Source organism: Tateyamaria sp. Alg231-49, assembly GCF_900143535.1.
Classification (GTDB): Bacteria; Pseudomonadota; Alphaproteobacteria; order Rhodobacterales; family Rhodobacteraceae; genus Tateyamaria.
In genome coordinates, this window is sequence record NZ_FRFA01000021.1 from 1 (window position 1) to 17,143 (window position 17,143).

Annotated in this window: 18 protein-coding genes and 1 pseudogene; 6 read left to right on the forward strand and 13 right to left on the reverse strand. The window is 58.3% G+C overall.

The features are described 5' to 3' along the window. The 5 genes and pseudogenes from DHN60_RS19950 to DHN60_RS19970 form a co-directional block, all read left to right on the forward strand. Positions 1-310 (forward strand): integrase core domain-containing protein (locus DHN60_RS19950; protein ID WP_159089304.1); only part of this gene is annotated, 310 nt, incomplete at its 5' end. A gap of 238 nt (positions 311-548) precedes the next feature. Continuing rightward, positions 549-1,475 carry a choline ABC transporter substrate-binding protein gene (choX, locus tag DHN60_RS19955; protein ID WP_108839080.1) on the forward strand — a complete coding sequence of 309 codons (927 nt, stop codon included), beginning with the start codon at positions 549-551 and terminating at the stop codon, positions 1,473-1,475. Positions 1,476-1,490: 15 nt separating this feature from the next. Then, positions 1,491-2,321, forward strand: coding sequence for a choline ABC transporter permease subunit (gene choW / locus DHN60_RS19960; protein ID WP_108839081.1), 831 nt, complete (start codon positions 1,491-1,493; stop codon positions 2,319-2,321). Further along, entirely contained in the window at positions 2,321-3,343 is a 1,023-nt protein-coding gene (choV, locus tag DHN60_RS19965) for a choline ABC transporter ATP-binding protein (RefSeq protein ID WP_108839082.1), read from the forward strand. Before choW ends, choV begins: the two co-directional genes overlap by 1 nt. A 167-nt stretch (positions 3,344-3,510) precedes the next feature. Next, positions 3,511-3,948, forward strand: a pseudogene (locus tag DHN60_RS19970) (IS6 family transposase); the annotation flags it as partial. A gap of 90 nt (positions 3,949-4,038) precedes the next feature. Here DHN60_RS19970 and DHN60_RS22415 read toward each other — a convergent pair. The 12 genes from DHN60_RS22415 to DHN60_RS20030 all read right to left on the reverse strand — a co-directional run bounded on the left by DHN60_RS22415 (position 4,039) and on the right by DHN60_RS20030 (position 15,309). Beyond that, positions 4,039-4,995, reverse strand: a complete 957-nt coding sequence (locus tag DHN60_RS22415; RefSeq protein WP_159089305.1) for a hypothetical protein — start codon at positions 4,993-4,995, stop codon at positions 4,039-4,041. An 890-nt stretch (positions 4,996-5,885) separates the two neighbouring features. Further along, positions 5,886-6,677, reverse strand: coding sequence for an alpha/beta fold hydrolase (locus DHN60_RS19980; protein ID WP_108839084.1), 792 nt, complete (start codon positions 6,675-6,677; stop codon positions 5,886-5,888). Continuing rightward, on the reverse strand, positions 6,664-7,668 hold the full coding sequence (locus DHN60_RS19985) for a P1 family peptidase (protein ID WP_108839085.1): 1,005 nt from the start codon (positions 7,666-7,668) through the stop codon (positions 6,664-6,666). The genes DHN60_RS19980 and DHN60_RS19985 overlap by 14 nt, the downstream gene beginning before the upstream one ends. Before the next feature lie 45 nt (positions 7,669-7,713). Beyond that, positions 7,714-8,064, reverse strand: a complete 351-nt coding sequence (locus DHN60_RS19990) for a cupin domain-containing protein (protein WP_108839086.1) — start codon at positions 8,062-8,064, stop codon at positions 7,714-7,716. Next, on the reverse strand, positions 8,061-8,801 hold the full coding sequence (locus DHN60_RS19995) for an SDR family oxidoreductase (protein WP_108839126.1): 741 nt from the start codon (positions 8,799-8,801) through the stop codon (positions 8,061-8,063). Before DHN60_RS19995 ends, DHN60_RS19990 begins: the two co-directional genes overlap by 4 nt. 64 nt (positions 8,802-8,865) lie before the next feature. After that, a complete protein-coding gene (locus tag DHN60_RS20000) occupies positions 8,866-9,585 on the reverse strand; it encodes an SDR family NAD(P)-dependent oxidoreductase (RefSeq protein ID WP_108839087.1) in 720 nt (239 codons plus the stop codon). 12 nt (positions 9,586-9,597) lie between these two features. Continuing rightward, entirely contained in the window at positions 9,598-10,083 is a 486-nt protein-coding gene (locus DHN60_RS20005) for an N-acetyltransferase (protein ID WP_159089306.1), read from the reverse strand. After that, positions 10,076-11,518: an aldehyde dehydrogenase family protein gene (locus DHN60_RS20010; protein WP_108839089.1), complete on the reverse strand. Its 1,443-nt coding sequence runs from the start codon at positions 11,516-11,518 to the stop codon at positions 10,076-10,078. Before DHN60_RS20010 ends, DHN60_RS20005 begins: the two co-directional genes overlap by 8 nt. Then, a complete protein-coding gene (locus DHN60_RS20015; protein WP_159089307.1) occupies positions 11,515-11,967 on the reverse strand; it encodes a GNAT family N-acetyltransferase in 453 nt (150 codons plus the stop codon). The genes DHN60_RS20010 and DHN60_RS20015 overlap by 4 nt, the downstream gene beginning before the upstream one ends. A 14-nt stretch (positions 11,968-11,981) precedes the next feature. Next, positions 11,982-13,553 carry an ABC transporter ATP-binding protein gene (locus DHN60_RS20020; RefSeq protein WP_108839091.1) on the reverse strand — a complete coding sequence of 524 codons (1,572 nt, stop codon included), beginning with the start codon at positions 13,551-13,553 and terminating at the stop codon, positions 11,982-11,984. Further along, positions 13,550-14,365, reverse strand: a complete 816-nt coding sequence (locus tag DHN60_RS20025; protein ID WP_108839092.1) for an ABC transporter permease — start codon at positions 14,363-14,365, stop codon at positions 13,550-13,552. The genes DHN60_RS20020 and DHN60_RS20025 overlap by 4 nt, the downstream gene beginning before the upstream one ends. Continuing rightward, positions 14,362-15,309 (reverse strand): ABC transporter permease, encoded by a 948-nt coding sequence (locus DHN60_RS20030; RefSeq protein WP_108839127.1) that lies wholly within the window; start codon positions 15,307-15,309, stop codon positions 14,362-14,364. Before DHN60_RS20030 ends, DHN60_RS20025 begins: the two co-directional genes overlap by 4 nt. A gap of 260 nt (positions 15,310-15,569) precedes the next feature. On the opposite strand from DHN60_RS20030, the gene DHN60_RS20035 reads away from it, so the two are divergent. Continuing rightward, a complete protein-coding gene (locus tag DHN60_RS20035; protein WP_108839093.1) occupies positions 15,570-16,661 on the forward strand; it encodes an acetoin utilization protein AcuC in 1,092 nt (363 codons plus the stop codon). 46 nt (positions 16,662-16,707) lie between these two features. Here the strand turns inward: DHN60_RS20035 and DHN60_RS20040 are convergent, their stop codons facing one another. Continuing rightward, a complete protein-coding gene (locus tag DHN60_RS20040) occupies positions 16,708-17,112 on the reverse strand; it encodes a cupin domain-containing protein (RefSeq protein WP_108839094.1) in 405 nt (134 codons plus the stop codon). Positions 17,113-17,143: the final 31 nt, after the last annotated feature.

The window sequence follows — 17,143 nt, forward strand, 5'->3', positions numbered from 1 at the left end:
GGACAAAGGCATGAAGCACTCTCGCGGCGCTCCATATCATCCTCAAACCCAAGGCAAGATCGAAAGGTGGCATCAGACCCTGAAGAACCGCATCCTGCTAGAAAACTACTTCTTACCGGGTGATCTCGAAGCCCAGATCGAAACCTTCGTCGATCATTACAATCACCAACGCTACCATGAAAGCTTGAACAACGTCACGCCCGCCAACGTCTACTTCGGCAGGGACAAAGCCATTCTACAGGAAAGAGAAAGGATCAAACGAAAGACACTCGAAGCGCGGCGCTTGCATCACGGACAACGCGCCGCATAATGCAACCAACCAGATGAGCCAAACTCTCTCTTAGTTCAAGCCGCCATTGGTTCCAAAAACCCTGACGACGGACACACCCTCGCAGCGAACGGCCGATAAAGGGAAATCGACAAAACCAAGGCCAGGATTCCGCCCCGGAGCAGCCTGCCTTACCGAAAGCGCGTGACGGTGGGCTGTTGAACTGCTTAAACTGATGCAACTCAGTCAATGAGGCAGTTCAAGAGAAAGGGAGATTTCAATGAAATTCCGAACTACGATTTCCACGCTCGCGTTGATCACAACCGCGAACACAGCATTTGCAGCCTGTGAAGAGGTCCGCTTTTCCGATGTCGGATGGACAGACATCACGGCGACCACCGCCGCAACTTCCATCGTACTCGGAGCACTGGGGTATGACGCATCGACCGATATTCTGTCCGTGCCTGTGACCTATGCTTCCATGGCAGAGGGTGACATTGACATCTTCCTAGGCAACTGGATGCCCACAATGGAAGGCGATATCGCCACTTACCGCGAAGCTGGCACAGTAGATACTGTGCGCACAAACCTTACAGGCGCCAAGTACACCCTTGCCACCAATGCCGCAGGTGTTGCTGCTGGAATCACGGATTTCGCCTCAATTGCGACCGCTGCTGACGCCCTTGATGGTAAGATCTATGGGATTGAAGCAGGCAATGACGGCAACCGTCTCATCCAAGACATGATCGACGGCGGTGTTTTCGGCCTGTCGGATTTTGAAGTTGTTGAGTCCTCAGAGCAAGGCATGTTGGCCCAAGTTGAACGCGCCGTTGATCGCGAAGAACCCATTGTCTTTCTTGGCTGGGAACCGCACCCGATGAACGCAAACTTTGATCTGACCTACTTGCCCGGTGGAGATGATTTCTTCGGCCCAGACTTGGGCGGCGCTACGGTTGCAACAAACACGCGGGCCGGTTACGTGAGCGAATGCCCGAATGTTGGCAAGCTGTTGACGAACCTCGAATTCACGCTCGCGATGGAGAATGAGATCATGGGCGCAATCCTAAATGACGGTGTTGATCCAGAGGATGCCGCCAAAGCTTGGCTGGCCGCCAATACCGATACATGGATGGCATGGGTCGAAGGAGTAACAACGCTGGATGGCGGCGATGCTGCCAGTGCCGTCAAGGCCGCGTTGAGCAACTAAAAGTAACGGGCGCGCATGGACTGGTTAGAATCATATAGAATCCCGATGGACGACATATCAGAGGCCATCGTGGATTGGCTCAAGTCCAATGCGCGCCCGTTCTTTGACACACTCTCGGACGGTTTAGAGTGGATGATCGACTGCATTGTCTGGGCACTGCAGTCGCCGCCTGCCTTCCTCATCGTCCTACTGTTTGTTGCTTTGACCTGGGTGTTGCAACGCTCGTGGAAGGTCTGCCTTCTAGTCACGTTGTGCCTGCTTTTCATCATCAACCAGGGGTATTGGGAGGAAACGACCGATAGCCTTGCGCTCGTCCTGTCCTCCTGCGTGGTTTGCATGGGACTGGGTGTGCCGATCGGCATATTCCTCGCGCACCGCCCCCGCGCCTATCAGTTCGTCAGCCCTGTTCTGGACCTGATGCAAACGCTGCCCACTTTCGTCTACCTGATACCTGCGATCGTCTTTTTTGGCCTCGGCATGGTGCCGGGCCTGTTTGCAACGGTGATCTTCGTTATCCCTGCCCCAATCCGGCTGACATACCTTGGCGTTTCCAAAACGCCCACCGCACTGACCGAGGCGGCCGAGGCTTTTGGAGCAACCCCGACCCAACTGCTCTGGAAGGTCGAACTGCCCTATGCAGTGCCGCAGATTATGGCTGGCTTGAATCAGGTGATTATGCTGTCCCTGTCGATGGTTGTCATTGCCGCCTATGTTGGTGCGGATGGGCTTGGAAAGCCTGTAGTGCAGGCGCTTGGGCGCAATGACCCGGGATTGGGTTTTGAGTCTGGTTTTGTCATCGTCGCAGTCGCGATCATGCTCGACCGCATGCTGCGGGTGAAAAGATAATGAACGCCGTCGAGTTTGATAATGTGAGCATCGTCTTTGGGGATCATCCCGCCAGTGCGTTACCCCTGATGGACGCTGGGCAAGAAAGGGCTGAAATAAGAGCCGCCTGTAACCAGATTCTAGGAGTGCACAACTGCTCGCTCGTTGTGGAAGAAGGCGAGATTCTGGTGCTGATGGGCCTGTCCGGCTCTGGCAAGTCTACATTGCTGCGGGCCGTGAATGGCTTGAACCCTGTGGTCCGCGGCGAAGTACGGGTCAGGACCGGCGACGAGATGACGAGTGTCTCTGCGGCCAACCGTCAGGCACTGCGAGACCTGCGCCTGCGTACAGTTGCGATGGTTTTCCAGCAATTTGGCCTGCTGCCTTGGCGAACGGTGCGTGACAACGTTGGGCTGGGGTTAGAGCTGGGTGGCCAATCTGCCGCCACGCGCCGCGCCCGTGTCGACGAGGAGTTGGACGGCGTCGGCCTGCTAGACCGCGCCGACGCATTGGTCGGCGAACTCTCTGGCGGGATGCAGCAAAGAGTTGGGCTTGCCCGTGCCTTTGCCACAGATGCACCGATCCTGTTGATGGATGAACCATTCTCTGCCCTCGACCCCCTTATCCGCACCCGACTGCAAGGCGAATTGCTGGAACTGCAAGCCAAGCGCGGGCGTACGATCATCTTCGTTTCTCATGATCTGGACGAAGCTTTCAAACTGGGCAACCGTATCGCAATAATGGAGGGGGGGCGGATCGTACAATGCGGCACGCCTCAAGACATCTATTCGAATCCGGTTAACGGCTATGTTGGCGATTTCGTCGCTCATATGAACCCACTTGGCGTGCTTTGTGCACGCGATGTCATGGAGCCTGTGACTCAGACACCTACAACGACCGTACCGCCCGAGACGAGCATCCGCGATGTGATGGGCCAGATCGGGGAAGACGGGGCGACGATTGGCGTCATGGAAGGCGAAACCATGATCGGACAGATTTCAACCGACCTCATACTCGCAAAACTCCGCGATCCACGGAGCTAATGGGCAGGACGAGGGCAAGTGGCGGCTTGGTCCGCACAGCGGTCGTTCAGCCTGAGTGCCGCGAATGGTCTTGTCAAAAAGTCTCAAGTTAAGACGGGCAGGGCGGCCTCGTAGCGTCTGAACATGACCAAACCTAACCCTTTCAATGGCTTCAAAGCAGCCCGGAAATCATTCGCCTGGCGGTGATGTTGCACATTCGGTTCCCGCTGTCTCTCCGCAACGTTGAGGATTTGTCGCACGAACGCGGCGTCGAAATCAGCCTTGAAACAGTTCGGTCTTGGTGGCGCCATTTCGGCCCGATGTTTGCATCGGAGATCCGAAAGCGCCGGATTGAGGGGCTACGATCCAGTCGATTGAGATGGCACCTCGACGAGATGTTCGTGAAGATCAATGGTGAGAGACACCACCTTTGCCGGGCGGTCGATCATGAAGGCGAGGTGTTGGAATGCTATGTGACGAAGACGCGCGATAAGAAAGCGGAATCAAAATTCCTCAAGAGAGCAATCAGAAAGCATGGCCTCCCCGAAGTGATCGTGACTGACAAGCTGCGCTCTTATGGTGCTGCGCTCAAAGAGATTGGTGCTGCAAGCAGGTGGAAACGAGGCGTTGTTATTGGGACATCCGGTTCGGTAAGCAAAACCATTAGATTCCGGGTTGATATGGACACGCTTCCGATCCCCAACTGTAAGTCGGTCTCAGGATCCGCGCAGTTCCAGAATAAGTTGGCGGACCAAACGTGCCAGAAAAAAGACAAACAGTACCAAGCCGCAAGCCAAGGTGGCCGCTTCGGCTCGAAACACTGCGGTCTCAGTCGTTGGGGAGGACGCGAGAATAATCCCGGCCGACATTAGAGCAGGTGATACAGAGCGGGCTGACGGTAGATAACGCAGGCCAATCAAGAAGAACGCAACTGCCACAACTCTGTACCAAACGAGAGTTATGGGAAGCATCACCAGAACAGAGGCGACACCGGCGCCGAGCACCATAGCAAGCCCTCTGCGTCCGGCCTGCTTGGCGTGGCTTCCGGGGGGATCCAAAGCGCGTGCTGCAAACAACAGTGCAATCCAGTGAGAGTTTGCGTTGTCGAATTGACTTGCGATGAGGTGCGCCAGCACAAGCCCAAGTGCCAACGCGCAGCCATGTGCGATCGCGTAACCACGCTCGACGTGCGTGCTGGGAACACGTCCCTCAACTTTCAACACAACCGCCATGGCTGTCCCCAACGCGGCCGATGTTGAAAACGCGAGTAGTAGGGGAATAAGGTCTCCACCAGACGCTGCGGGACCGTTAAGCAGAATCCATGACATGATCGCAAAAACGCTGACACGGGTTCCGAAGCGCGCGAGTTCTGTTCCCGCAAGCATCGCAAAGGCCGGCGCCAAAGCATAGAAACTGACCCAACTTGGGATAATCGTGCTCGCAACGCTTGCTAGTACTACGCTTGCAATGGCGCAGATCGTTTTGGTGCGCCCGCCAAACACCGTGCCAAAAAACCCTAGGATCAATCCCGAGATCGCGCCCGGAACGTATTGCGAACCTGCGCTCACAGCCGCCAACCCACCGGCAAGACACACAGCGACGAACAGCAAAGCAACCAACCGCCAGGGCAAAAGAAATACCGCTCGCGGTTTGGTACTGGCCGGTCCACTCATGATTGGACCGTGTGCGGGTAAAACAGGTCTGGTGCAAACTGAGATTGGCTTGAATTGGTGCTGACAGAGCCCGCCCCGGTGCTGCGACACTGTGGTTGCCTGTGATACTGGGTGGCATGGTCAGAAGAAATTGATTTGAGGTGCCCGACGTCAGAGACGATTGTTCCTGCGGCTAAACAATTGGCTTGCCCTGCCGAAGACACTGGATCCAATAGCCGAGTGGACGACGAAGACATTTGCCGCTCACCCGACAGCGCGCCGATCACTGATTTGCCCTGCAGGCTGAAGCGATGATGGGCGCCAGATTGCGCAAACCCCATTCGCGGTAAATCAATCGCGACGACGTGAAGTTCCTTTGCCAGAAGACCGCTCATATATGTGAAATAGTGCGTTGGATCGCCAGAGCCTTGCAATAACGAAATTGTCTTGGCCCGGCCGACCTTTTGCTTCTGTCAACTCCTTTCTGGCCCCTGCACGCGGTGCGACAGGCCTGAGATCATTGAAAAAATGATGATTTGGGCCCGGTCCATCTTAACCGTCCAGAGCGGCGTTCACGGCGCACTACAACATGAATGCGTCAGCACTCGAAAACAGAGGCGTTGGGTTCGCCCAAGATGCCGCTGAGCATGGACAGTACCGGGTGTGGGTGGGTTCGACATATAGATGGCAAGATTGGCCGTCCCGGATGCGCGCTGTCCTTGGGCGATGTCGATTGCGTCAGTACCCGCGTGCAGCCTGTTCGAGGTTCTGGACCTGCTCTGGTCACCTTGGAAATGCGAGAAGCCTTTGTCTCAACCCTGATGAAATCGTCGATCACGTCCCGAGTGCCATCAGATTAACAAGTGATAGCCAGGCCGCATGGATCGCGCATTGCGGTGGGCTCCGGGACCTCAGATTGGGTGTTTGGCGGCAAACCGGCGCACGTGATTGGCCACGTGATCCGGCGCATCCCAGTGGATCGAATGCCCGGCCCCTTCGACCAAATGATGTGGCAGGTGCCCCAGCACGGCAAGGGCGTGGTCAGGTGGGATGATCAGATCAAGTGCTCCGACCAGCGCCTGTGTGGGACAGGTCGGCGAGGCGAGGTCGGTGCCGTCGAAATTGCGCAAAGCCTCAAGCTGGTGTGCCATGGCGTCTGTTGATTGAGCGTGGGGATAGGCGAGGCTGTCGGCGAGGGCTTGTTCTATCGCTGAAGGGTCCGCAAAAACGCGCGGGTTGAACAGCCACGGGAAGAGCGCCCGCAGCCACGTGTCAGCTGGTGCGTTAGAACGGCGGATCGTGATGAGCGCCTCAAAGAGAGCGGTGTTACGCGCCAACCGGATCGGAGCAGAGGCCGCGACATGGGCGGACGCCATCCGCTCGGATGCTTCCTTGGCCATATGCAATGTGATGATGCCGCCCATCGAGTGCCCTATGACGTGAAAACGCGCGTGCCCGAGGTGATCCATCACAGCGAGTGCGTCTGCACACATCAATTCGATCGAAACGGGCGCGTTCCACGGGGTTGTTTGACCCGTGGTCCGATTGTCGATGCGGATGCAGGTAAACTGGTCTTCCAGCAGCGAAACGAGCGGCGTCCAGCTGGCATGGTCGGACATGAACCCGGCGAGCATGAGGAGAGGCGGGCCCGACCCGCTGATCTCGTAGTGCAGGGACACATCACCGTGTTCATGTTTTGGCATTGAGGCATCCCCAAGTCGGCAAGAGATCATTTGGGGCAGGGACAGCTGCGTGCACGCCGCGCGCGATTGCCCGGGTCAGGCAGAGGGCAGCGGCATGTCCGATCACGCCAAGTTCGCTCGCGGCGGACATCTGTTTCGCTCCGGTTGCAACGCTGAATACCAGATCACCGTCGCCGGGGCTGTGTGCAGGCACGCACGCGCGGGCGATCCCGTCATGTGCGGCAATCGCGACGCGCTGGCATTGTGCTTTGTCCAACGCGGCGTCTGTGGCGACGATGGCAATAGTCGTGTTGGCCCGCTCCAGCATGGCTGTAAGCTTGCGGCTGGCGAGGCTGCGTCCGAGGCCGGTATTCGGGTCTGGTCCAAGCCCTCCAAACTCACTTTCGATCTCGTAGGGCGCGGCCCAAAAGTGTTTTTCCCCCGGTGTAGTGACGCTGCCCATTGGATTTACTGCGACCAGCGCTGCAACGGTGATTCCACTGTCGAGCACAAGTGAGGCGGTTCCAAGCCCGCCCTTCATCATTGCAGTCATCGCCCCGGTACCTGCACCGACCGTACCAATTGGGGTTGATGTAGTCGCGGCTTCATATGCGGCGCGCCCAAGGGCGGGGTAGGGGGATGAAACCCAATCCTTGTCGCCGCCCGACAGCAGATCGAAGATAATTGCGCCGGGCACGAGCGGGATGACGGCCTCTCCAACGCGGTAGCCGCGCCCCGCAGCGCGCAATCCTTCGACGACGCCGGAACACGCATCCAGCCCGTAGGCAGAGCCGCCTGACAGCACCAGCGCGTCGACCGCGGCCACTGATTTATCTGGGGCCAGTAAGTCGGTCTCTCTCGTTCCCGGTGCGCCGCCCAGAACTGAAACCGCGGCGGTAAACGGCGCATCACCTGTCACTACGGTCACGCCGGACTTGAGTGTATCGTCTTGTGCGTTGCCGACCTTAAGGCCCGAGATATCCGTGATCGAATTTTGCGGGCCTGGGATCATTTTGATTTTGCGCCTCCGGCGGTGGTATTTTTGGTCAGAAGAAGATCAGATGCGTGGCTTGGACGCTGCAGTTTCTGGATCGCCCGTGTTCGGCACGCCTTTGGGTTCGATCAGCAGCACTTTGCAATCCGTTTCGGCGCGGGGCCGGTGCGTCACGCCTTTGGGCACTATGAACAACTCACCCGCTTTGACGGTGTGTGATGCGTCCTCGATATCCATGACCATTTCGCCATCGAGAACCAGAAAAAAGTCATCAGTATCTTCGTGCAAATGGAACGGGAATTCGCCTTGGAATTTGACAACCATCACGTCGTTGTCGTTGTAATCGGCCACAACATGTGGGTCCCAATGCGTATGGAACTGGGCCAGTTTGGCACAGAGGTTGACGGACCTCATATGCACCGCCCTCCATCCACTTCCATCGCGACACCTGTAATCATTGAGGCCCCGTCAGAGCACAGGAAAGTGGCCGCAGCGCCCATGTCTTCGGGCGTGGAAAAGCGACCCAGCGGGATGGTGGAGAGGAACTTGGCCCGGATTTCTAGGGTGTCTTCGCCCATGAAGGATTTGAGCAGAGGTGTTTCACCCGCCACCGGGTTCAGCGCATTGACCCGAACGCCATGGGGCGCAAGTTCGACGGCCATCGCTTTGGTGGCTGTGATCATCCACCCTTTGGAGGCGTTGTACCAGTTGAGGTTGGGCCGAGGAGAAACGCCCGCAGTCGAGGCGATGTTGAGAATTGCACCCGCCTTGCGTGCCTTGAAGTGCGGCACAAAGCTGCGCGCGCTGAGGTAGACCGATTTGGCGTTGACGGCGAACACGCGGTCGAACTCATCTTCGCTGACCTCTTCCATGGCTTGAGGCAGGTGGGTGATCCCTGCGTTGTTCACGAGAATGTCGAGATGGCCGAAGGCGTCAAGCGTGTGGTCTGCCATGGCCTGAACTGAAGTGCTGTTGGAGACATCCACCTGAACGCTGTGCCCGCCCAACTCCTTGGCTACATCCTTGGCACCATCTCCGTTAATGTCAGCGACCATAACCGTGGCCCCTGCGGCCACGAACGCCTTCGCGATCCCTGCTCCGAACCCGCTCGCAGCCCCCGTGACAAGGGCAGTTTTTCCGCTCAGTTGCATTGCGTTCTCCTGTGTCCGTGGTGCGTCATGCTTTCCCAGATGGGCGCGCTTTTCAAGGCGCGCTTTAGGCCGTGGCGCGGCCGCCCGATTGGTCAAAGCAGAAGCCGGTGGAAAAGCTTGCCTCGTCACTGGCCAGCCAGCAGGCCATGGCAGCGATTTCCTCAACCGTGCCGAAGCGGCCCATGGGAATTTTGGATTGCATGAAGTCAATGTGTTCTTGTGTCATCTGATCGAAAATCGCCGTGTGCACGGCGGCAGGTGCGATGGCGTTGCAGGTAACGCCTGTGGTGGCCAGTTCCTTGCCCAGCGATTTGGTAAGGCCGATCACTCCGGCCTTGGATGCTGAATAAGCGGGTGCGTTTGGGTTGCCCTCTTTGCCTGCGATTGAGGCGATGTTGACAATGCGCCCCCAGCCTTTGGCCTTCATCAAGGGCGCGGCAGCACGGCAGCAGTAAAACACCGCGTTCAGGTTCAGATTGTGCACCGCCAGCCAATCGTCCACTGCATAATCCCATGTGGTTGTGTTGGGCCCTGTGATCCCAGCCGAACACACAAGGATGTCTGGATTTGCGTCTTTCATTGCCTGCGCGACAGCATCCGCGTCGGTTACGTCGATTTGACGGGTGGCGTGGTCCGTGATCCCGGCCAGAGCGTCGCCGTCGATGTCCCAGACTTCGACAGAACCGCCTTCGGCCTTGATGCGCGCAGCGATCCCTTCGCCAAGACCTGCGGCCCCTCCCGTGACGACAGCATGGCGGCCCTTAAAACGGTTTTCAAAGATCATGAGTAGTCCTCTTCAAAGCGGTAGGCGGTGGACATGGCGCAACTGCCCGTCTCCGCCGGTGGTTGATTTTTCGTGTGCAAAATTCAGGCGATGCCAAAAGTTGCGCGCACGCGGATTGCTGTCCAAAACAGCGATCCGCAGGCAAGTGGCCGCGTCGCTGCGCGCCTGATCGATGACGTGTTGTGCCATGCGTTTGCCAAGGCCTGTGTTGCGGGCCGATTTGGCAACCAGCAACAGACCGAGATACCATTCATTTGGGGCATAAAACCCTTTGAGGCATGTCGCCATCGCGTCGAGCGATTTGTCTGCCGCGCTATGTCCCCAGCACCAGACATGATCGGGTGAGACGTTTGGTGGTGCGTCGGTCATGTTTTCCCGAACGTAGTTGCCGTCAGGATCTTTACCGGTTTCAAGACGCACATAATCGTTCGCGCGTTGGCACAGATCCAACACTCGGGCACTGTCCTCTGGGTATGCCAATGCTGTGATCTCAGCCATGATGTGCTGCCACAGTTTTGAGGGTCGAAAAGCCGTAGAGTGCTTCGAACCCTTTTTCCCGGCCATGCCCCGATTTGCCGACTCCGCCAAAGGGAAGTTCGACCCCACCGCCTGCACCGTAATTGTTGATGAACACTTGCCCGGCGCGCAGCTTCTTGGCCAACCTCATCTGGCGCGCGCCATTGGCCGTCCAGATGCTGGCCACAAGGCCGTAGTCAGTGCCGTTGGCGATGTTGATTGCCTGTTCCTCCGTGTCAAAGGGGATGAGTACCTGCACGGGGCCAAAGATTTCGTCGCGTGCCAGAGAGTGATCGGCGAGGACATCATCAAACAGGGTCGGCAGGACATAGGCGCCGGTGTCTGGTGCGATTTGCAGTTTCCCTTGGGCTGCGATGTTCAGGTCGGCCCCTTTGGCAAGAAAACCCTCAACGATCTGCTTTTGTCGGGTCGAAATCAGGGGGCCGACGCGCAAATCGTCCATCGCAGGGCCAACCGTCAGGGAGCGATAGGCCTCTGCCATACGCTCTCGAACATCTTTGTAAACGCTCCGCTGGACGAGGATGCGTGAGGATGCGGAACATGTTTGCCCCGCGTTTTGGATGCCGGCATTCACAAGAAATGGCAGGGCTGCGTCCAGATCGGCATCCTCGAATACGACCTGTGGGGACTTGCCTCCCAATTCGAGCGTGACCGGGACAACATTGGCCCCGGCGGCCTGCTGCACCAGCGCGCCAGTGCGCACTGATCCCGTAAAACTGATGTGCTGTACGCCCGGATGGGCGGCGAGGGCGGCCCCTGCCTCTGGCCCGCGTCCCGGCACCACGTTCAGGGCGCCGTCCGGCAAACCTGCTTCCCGCGCGATATGAGCAAAGGCCAGTGCGGTTAGGCAAGCCTCTTCCGCTGGTTTCAGCACGCAAGCATTGCCCATGGCCAGTGCGGCCCCCACGGAGCGTCCAATGATCTGCATAGGGTAGTTCCAGGGAACAATGTGGCCCGTAACGCCATGAGGTTCACGCAAAGTGTAGACCGTATAGCCATCAAGGTACGGGATCGTTTCACCCATGACCTTGTCCGCCGCACCACCGTAAAACTCCATGTAACGCGCAAGCGCTAGAGCGTCAGCACGGGCCTGACTCAGCGGTTTTCCGACATCATGTGCTTCTATCTCGGCCAGCTCATCGACACGCTCCAGAACAGCGCGGCCGATATCTGTCAGGATACGGCCCCGTTCGGTCGCACTCATCCGCCCCCATTCACCGTCCAGCGCGGACTGGGCGGCACACACGGCGTCGTCAATGTCGCCCGATTGTCCCGCCGCGATGTCGGCCAGCGGAGATCCGTCCGAAGGGTTGACCAGCGTCAGAGTGTTTTGCGCGGCCCGCCACGTATCTCCGATCAGCATGAGGGAAGGGTCGAACCAGATGGCGTTTGTCATGTGTTGTCTCGGATCGTGAAGGTGTAACTGTGTGACTGATAAGGGGTCAGAGCGGGGCCACGCGCAAGCCCCTCAATTCCTGGCAAGCTGGGCAGAAGGCGATCCCAAAAGCGCGCCGTGCCGGGTAAAGCAGAGGCCACCCCAAGGGACCACGGCCCAGGAAACCTCTCTAAACATACGGTTGCCGCTTTGGTTCCGACGCCAGCATCGCGCCGATTGGGCAAGACACAGAGTTCGGCCAGTTCATGGCCTTCTTCGCCCCTATCGATCAGGGAAAAACCTGCGCGCTCGGTTTCGACAGAAATCAAGAGAACGTAACAATCCGGGTCTTCAAACCAGTGATCAATTTCTTGCATTGGGGGACCGGGCACATCTGGAACCAGTTCGGCAAAGTAGTCTAGGGCGACTCCGTGCAACCACGCCGCTTCGCATCGCGGGAGAGGGGTCACTGATACGTCTGGCCTCATGATCCGGTTCTTGGCAGTTTTGGCGCCGCCTCGATCAGAGTTTGGGTATAGGGGTGTTTGGGCGCATCAAAGACATCGTTTGTGTCGCCCTGTTCCACGATCATTCCGTGCTGCATGACCATCACCTGATCCGTGATCCCGCGCACGACACTCAGATCGTGTGAAATAAACAAGTAGGTCAGATCGTACTGCCCGCACAGATCGGCGATCAGATCGAGGATCTGGGCGCGCACTGACACATCGAGCGCGCTCACGGCCTCGTCAAACACGATCAGTTCGGGGCGGATGATCAGCGCGCGCGCGATTGCGAGGCGTTGGCGTTGTCCTCCGGAAAACTGATGTGGATACTTGTGGGCATCATCGGGTGACAAGCCAACGGCGCTCAGGGCCTCTGCAATCCGCGCGGCACGATCTGCCGGGGGTGTTTCCAGCAAATGGAATGGCTCGGTGATCAGGCGGGACACGCGGTGGCGGGGATTGAAACTGCCATAGGGGTCCTGAAACACCACTTGCATCTTGCGCCGCACGGAAAGGTTGGGCGCGCCACTTGCAAATACTGGTTGGCCGTCCAAGAGTATTTCGCCGGCCTGTACCGGCTCCAGTCCCAGTATGGCGCGGGTGAGGGTGGACTTGCCACACCCCGACTCTCCAACCAGCCCGACCCGTCCCCCGCGTGGGATGTCAAAGCTGACGTTGTCCACCGCGCGGTGGGTTCCCGGAGGTGCAAACAGTCGTGTGCGGGGCAGAGTGTAGTCGCGCACCACGCCGCGCACCTGAAGCAGAGGTTGATGTGCCGTCTGATCTGGCAGAGTGGCTTGATGCGCTGAGGCGGCAAAGAGCGCCTTGGTATAGGGATGTTTTGGCGCCTTCAGTAATGCAGGGGTGTCCCCGGCCTCGACCACGGCACCATTTTGCATCACGACGATGCGGTGGGCCATGTTTGCCACCACGGCCAGATCGTGGGTGATCATCAGCAGGCCCATCCCGTCCTCCTGGGCCAATTGCACCAACAGGTCTAGGATTTGCGCTTGGGTTGTAACATCCAGAGCTGTCGTTGGCTCGTCCGCGATCAGCAGCTTTGGTCCGCAGGCGATTGCAATGGCAATGACAACGCGCTGACGTTGCCCGCCCGAAAGTTCATGGGGATAGCGGCGGGGTGATATGCCCGCCAGTCCAACCCGCTCTAGTACCTCTACCGTGCGAGTCTCGGCGTCCAGATCGGGGCGATGCAACTGAACTGTTTCGCCCACTTGGGCGCCGATGGTTTGCACGGGGTTCAGGGCCGTCATCGGCTCTTGAAACACCATGCCGATGTTGTTGCCTCGCAGCGCGCACATACGCGCCTCGGTTGATCGCGTGACATCCTCACTGTCAAAGTCGACCGCGCCGGTCGTCTCGCTGCCATCGGGGAGCAGTTGCATGATCGCCAGAGCCGTCATCGATTTGCCCGATCCGCTTTCGCCAGTAACGGCCACGACTTCTCCCGGCGCTACTGTCAATGAAACATCCTGTAGGATCGGTGTGCCTTGGATCGACAGCGACAGGTTTTTGACCTCAAGCAGGCTCATGCTCGGGCCACCCGCAAGCGTGGATCCAAAGCGTCACGCAGGCCATCGCCCAACAGGTTCAGACCCAAAACAGTGATTATGATGGCAAAGCCGGGCACCAAAGCCATGTGCGGAGCGATACTGACCAAAGTTTGTGCATCTGCCAGCATCCTCCCCCAGCTTGGGGTAGGAGGTTGCGCGCCAAGACCAACATAGGACAGTGCCGCCTCGGCCAGAATGCCGAGAGAGAATTGGATTGTTGCCTGAACAATCAGCAGGTTGGCGATGTTGGGCAAAATATGTTCAACGCTGATCCGCGCCGGTCCTTTTCCGGCCACACGCGCGGCCATGATGAACTCGCGCGCCCAAAGGGGCAGGGCCCCACCGCGCGTCACACGGGCAAAGACAGGAATATTGAAGATACCGATGGCGATGATGGCGTTGATTGCCCCTGCGCCAAAGATGGCGGTGATCAGGATTGCAATGACAAGGCTGGGAAAGGCAAAAATCAGATCATTGCCCCGCATGATCACCTCGTCCACCCAACCACCCTGCCGGGCTGCTGCCCAAAGGCCCAAAGGCACACCAAGCCCGATCCCGATGCCAACAGCGACGAAAGCAACGGCGATTGAGGTGCGTGCACCGACCATGATCATCGAAAACATGTCCCGCCCAAAATGGTCTGTGCCGAACCAGTGCACCGCATTTGGGGTCTGCAACTTGGCCGGAATATTCATCGCGGTGTGATCAAACGGCGTCCAGACAAAGGACACCAGCGCGGCCAGCACCATCAGTGCCGATAACGCCCCGCCAAGGATCAAAGTCCGGCTCATGTGCGCGCCCTCAGCCGTGGGTCAACGGCCGCATAGGCCAGATCAACGGCGAAATTGACAACGATCACCGCAAACACCAGCAGCATTGTCACGCTTTCAACCACAATCAGATCACGCGCCGAGATGCTTTGGAAAATCAGTCGCCCCAAGCCGGGAAGGTAAAACACCTGTTCAATGATGATCCCACCGGCAAGCAGGAAGGAAAATTGCAAACCAAGGATCGTCAGCACTGGGATCATCGCATTGCGAAGCCCATGTCGGCGCAGGGCCTGACCACGGCTCAATCCCTTTGCCCGCGCTGTGCGCATGAAGTCCTCTCCCAGCACATCCAAAAGGGCCGAGCGCATCACCCGTGCCAATATCGCGGCTTGCGGCAAGGCCAGCGCAATCGCAGGCAAGGTCAGAGATTTGAGTGCTGCGAAGATGCCCTCATCCCAACCTGCAAAGCCCCCTGCGCTGAACCAACGCAGATTGATCGCAAACACCAACACCAGCATCATTGCAAACCAGAAATTCGGGATCGCAACCCCTATTTGGGTCGCGCCCATCACTCCGATGTCACCTGCCTTTCCACGACGAGAGGCGGCATAGATGCCAGCTGGAAAGGCGATTAGCGTGGACAGGATCAGCGCATAAAGTGCGAGCGGCAGCGACACCCAAAGCCGGTCACCGATCATCTCGGCAACTGGTGTACGGTATTGATACGAGGTGCCAAAGTCGCCCTGCACCATCCCGCCGACCCAAGCGAGGTAACGCTGTACTTTTGTCTGATCGAGGCCCAATTCAGTGCGCAAGGCCGCGAGCGTGTCTTCTTGCGCGTTGATCCCGAGCATGAACGACGCCGGATCACCTGGTGCCACCTCAATCACAGTGAAAATCACCAACGACGCAATCGCGAGGCTGATCAGCAAAGAGAGCAGACGTTTCAGGGCATAGCGCAGCATCATGGCGACGTTAGGCGCGGCCTTCAGTGTGCGCAAGCATGTCAGTGAGCGCGCTGGTGTCTAGAGTCTGAGCGGCCACATCCAATCCGTAGATCGTGTCGAGGTTACAGTCCTGTCTCCAACCGCAGGTCTGGATTAGCTATTCCCAGATGCGCACGAACAACAGGATCCAACCTTCTGGCGACGGAGCATGCCGTACGGTTTGAGGCAAAGGTTGCTTAACCTATCGTCCCGGACCGGAAACCATCTATGTAAGGGCCATGGACAGGCCCCTTTTCATTGGTTCCGAGATTTATCGCGGCTCAAGCTATGGTGGTTGGCATCCGCTTCGGGTCCCGCGCGTTTCTACCGTGATGGACCTCAGCCGTGCCATGGGCTGGCTGCCTCCGGAAGTTTTCATGCCCAGCCCCAGGGTGAAACCCGCAGCCCTTACGATATGGCACACCCCTGAATACGTCGCCGCCTTACATGCCGCCGAGGAGGCGCAAACTGTGAGCGATGCCGTGCGGACGCGCCACGCCCTCGGGACGCCCAACAACCCCGTTTTCCCCGAAATGTACCGCCGCCCGGCAACGGCTGCGGGTGGGTCATTGCTGGCCGGTGAGTTGCTCGCCATGGGCGGGGTTGTTTATCATCCGGCGGGTGGAACACATCACGGCATGCCGGATAGGGCGGGGGGGTTTTGCTATCTCAACGACCCGGTACTCGCCATCCTGTCTTTGCGCAGGAATGGGGCCAAGCGTATTGTTTATATCGACATCGACGCACACCACCCCGATGGGGTCGAGCACGCCTTCGGCACAGACCCGGATGTGTTGATGATTTCAGTGCACGAAGACGGGCTCTGGCCACGCACAGGGGCCTTGGGCGCAACAGATAACCTGATCAACCTGCCGGTTCCACGCGGCCTCAATGATGACGAGATGGCGTTGATCCGGGACGATGTGATCCTGCCACGCACCACCGCTTTCCGCCCGGATGCTATCGTGTTGCAGTGCGGCGCTGACGGGGTCGAAGAAGACCCTCAGGCCCATTTGTCGCTGTCCAACCAAGCCCATTGGGCCATCGTGGACAGTCTGATGGGCCTTGCGCCGCGGCTGTTGGTTATGGGGGGAGGCGGGTACAACCCTTGGTCTGTGGGGCGTTTGTGGACAGGCGTTTGGGCCACGCTTAATGGCTTTGAGGTGCCCACCCGTGTCACTCCAAAGGCTGAAGAAACGCTGCGCGCGCTCCGTTTTGACGGGAACCGGAGAGGGAAAAACCCGCCGGAACACTGGTTCACAACCTTAGCTGATGAACCACGCCATGGCCCGATCCGAGACGGCCTGCGATCAATGGTCACTACCCTTTGATCCCGCCCTATTACCTCGCGAAATGAACTGTGAGGGGGCGGCGCCTCTACGTCGGTTCCATCCCGTAATCCGCATCACTCACATGCTCCAGCCAAGTGGCGGCTGATCCATCCTGCATTTCCTGCATCGCGATATGGGTCATTGTCGTGTCTGGCCCGGCGCCGTGCCAATGTTCCGCATCCGCCGGAATCCAAACAGTGTCTCCGGCCCGGATGACGCGCGGTGGTTCACCGCGCAGACACACCAGCCCGGCACCCTGTGTGACATGCAATGTTTGACCAAAGGGATGCGTGTGCCATGCGGTGCGTGCGCCGGGTTCAAAATGCACGCAGAGAGCATGCAAGCGGGCAGGAGCCTCGGTTGAGATGATCGGATCCTGCCAGACCGTACCCGTAAAGTAGTCGGAATTGGCACGCATCGACGGGCGCGTTCCGGCAGCAAAAATCTGCATCAAGTTCTCCTGCAATTGCGAAGAAACGTAA

Excerpts from the sequence above, each read along its gene's own strand:
- choX (WP_108839080.1), top strand. The coding sequence starts at position 549 with ATGAAATTCCGAACTACGATTTCCACGCTCGCGTTGATCACAACCGCG.
- choW (WP_108839081.1), top strand. The coding sequence starts at position 1,491 with ATGGACTGGTTAGAATCATATAGAATCCCGATGGACGACATATCAGAG.
- choV (WP_108839082.1), top strand. The coding sequence starts at position 2,321 with ATGAACGCCGTCGAGTTTGATAATGTGAGCATCGTCTTTGGGGATCAT.
- DHN60_RS22415 (WP_159089305.1), bottom strand. The coding sequence starts at position 4,995 with ATGAGTGGACCGGCCAGTACCAAACCGCGAGCGGTATTTCTTTTGCCC.
- DHN60_RS19980 (WP_108839084.1), bottom strand. The coding sequence starts at position 6,677 with ATGCCAAAACATGAACACGGTGATGTGTCCCTGCACTACGAGATCAGC.
- DHN60_RS19985 (WP_108839085.1), bottom strand. The coding sequence starts at position 7,668 with ATGATCCCAGGCCCGCAAAATTCGATCACGGATATCTCGGGCCTTAAG.
- DHN60_RS19990 (WP_108839086.1), bottom strand. The coding sequence starts at position 8,064 with ATGAGGTCCGTCAACCTCTGTGCCAAACTGGCCCAGTTCCATACGCAT.
- DHN60_RS19995 (WP_108839126.1), bottom strand. The coding sequence starts at position 8,801 with ATGCAACTGAGCGGAAAAACTGCCCTTGTCACGGGGGCTGCGAGCGGG.
- DHN60_RS20000 (WP_108839087.1), bottom strand. The coding sequence starts at position 9,585 with ATGATCTTTGAAAACCGTTTTAAGGGCCGCCATGCTGTCGTCACGGGA.
- DHN60_RS20005 (WP_159089306.1), bottom strand. The coding sequence starts at position 10,083 with ATGGCTGAGATCACAGCATTGGCATACCCAGAGGACAGTGCCCGAGTG.
- DHN60_RS20010 (WP_108839089.1), bottom strand. The coding sequence starts at position 11,518 with ATGACAAACGCCATCTGGTTCGACCCTTCCCTCATGCTGATCGGAGAT.
- DHN60_RS20020 (WP_108839091.1), bottom strand. The coding sequence starts at position 13,553 with ATGAGCCTGCTTGAGGTCAAAAACCTGTCGCTGTCGATCCAAGGCACA.
- DHN60_RS20025 (WP_108839092.1), bottom strand. The coding sequence starts at position 14,365 with ATGAGCCGGACTTTGATCCTTGGCGGGGCGTTATCGGCACTGATGGTG.
- DHN60_RS20030 (WP_108839127.1), bottom strand. The coding sequence starts at position 15,309 with ATGCTGCGCTATGCCCTGAAACGTCTGCTCTCTTTGCTGATCAGCCTC.
- DHN60_RS20035 (WP_108839093.1), top strand. The coding sequence starts at position 15,570 with ATGGACAGGCCCCTTTTCATTGGTTCCGAGATTTATCGCGGCTCAAGC.
- DHN60_RS20040 (WP_108839094.1), bottom strand. The coding sequence starts at position 17,112 with ATGCAGATTTTTGCTGCCGGAACGCGCCCGTCGATGCGTGCCAATTCC.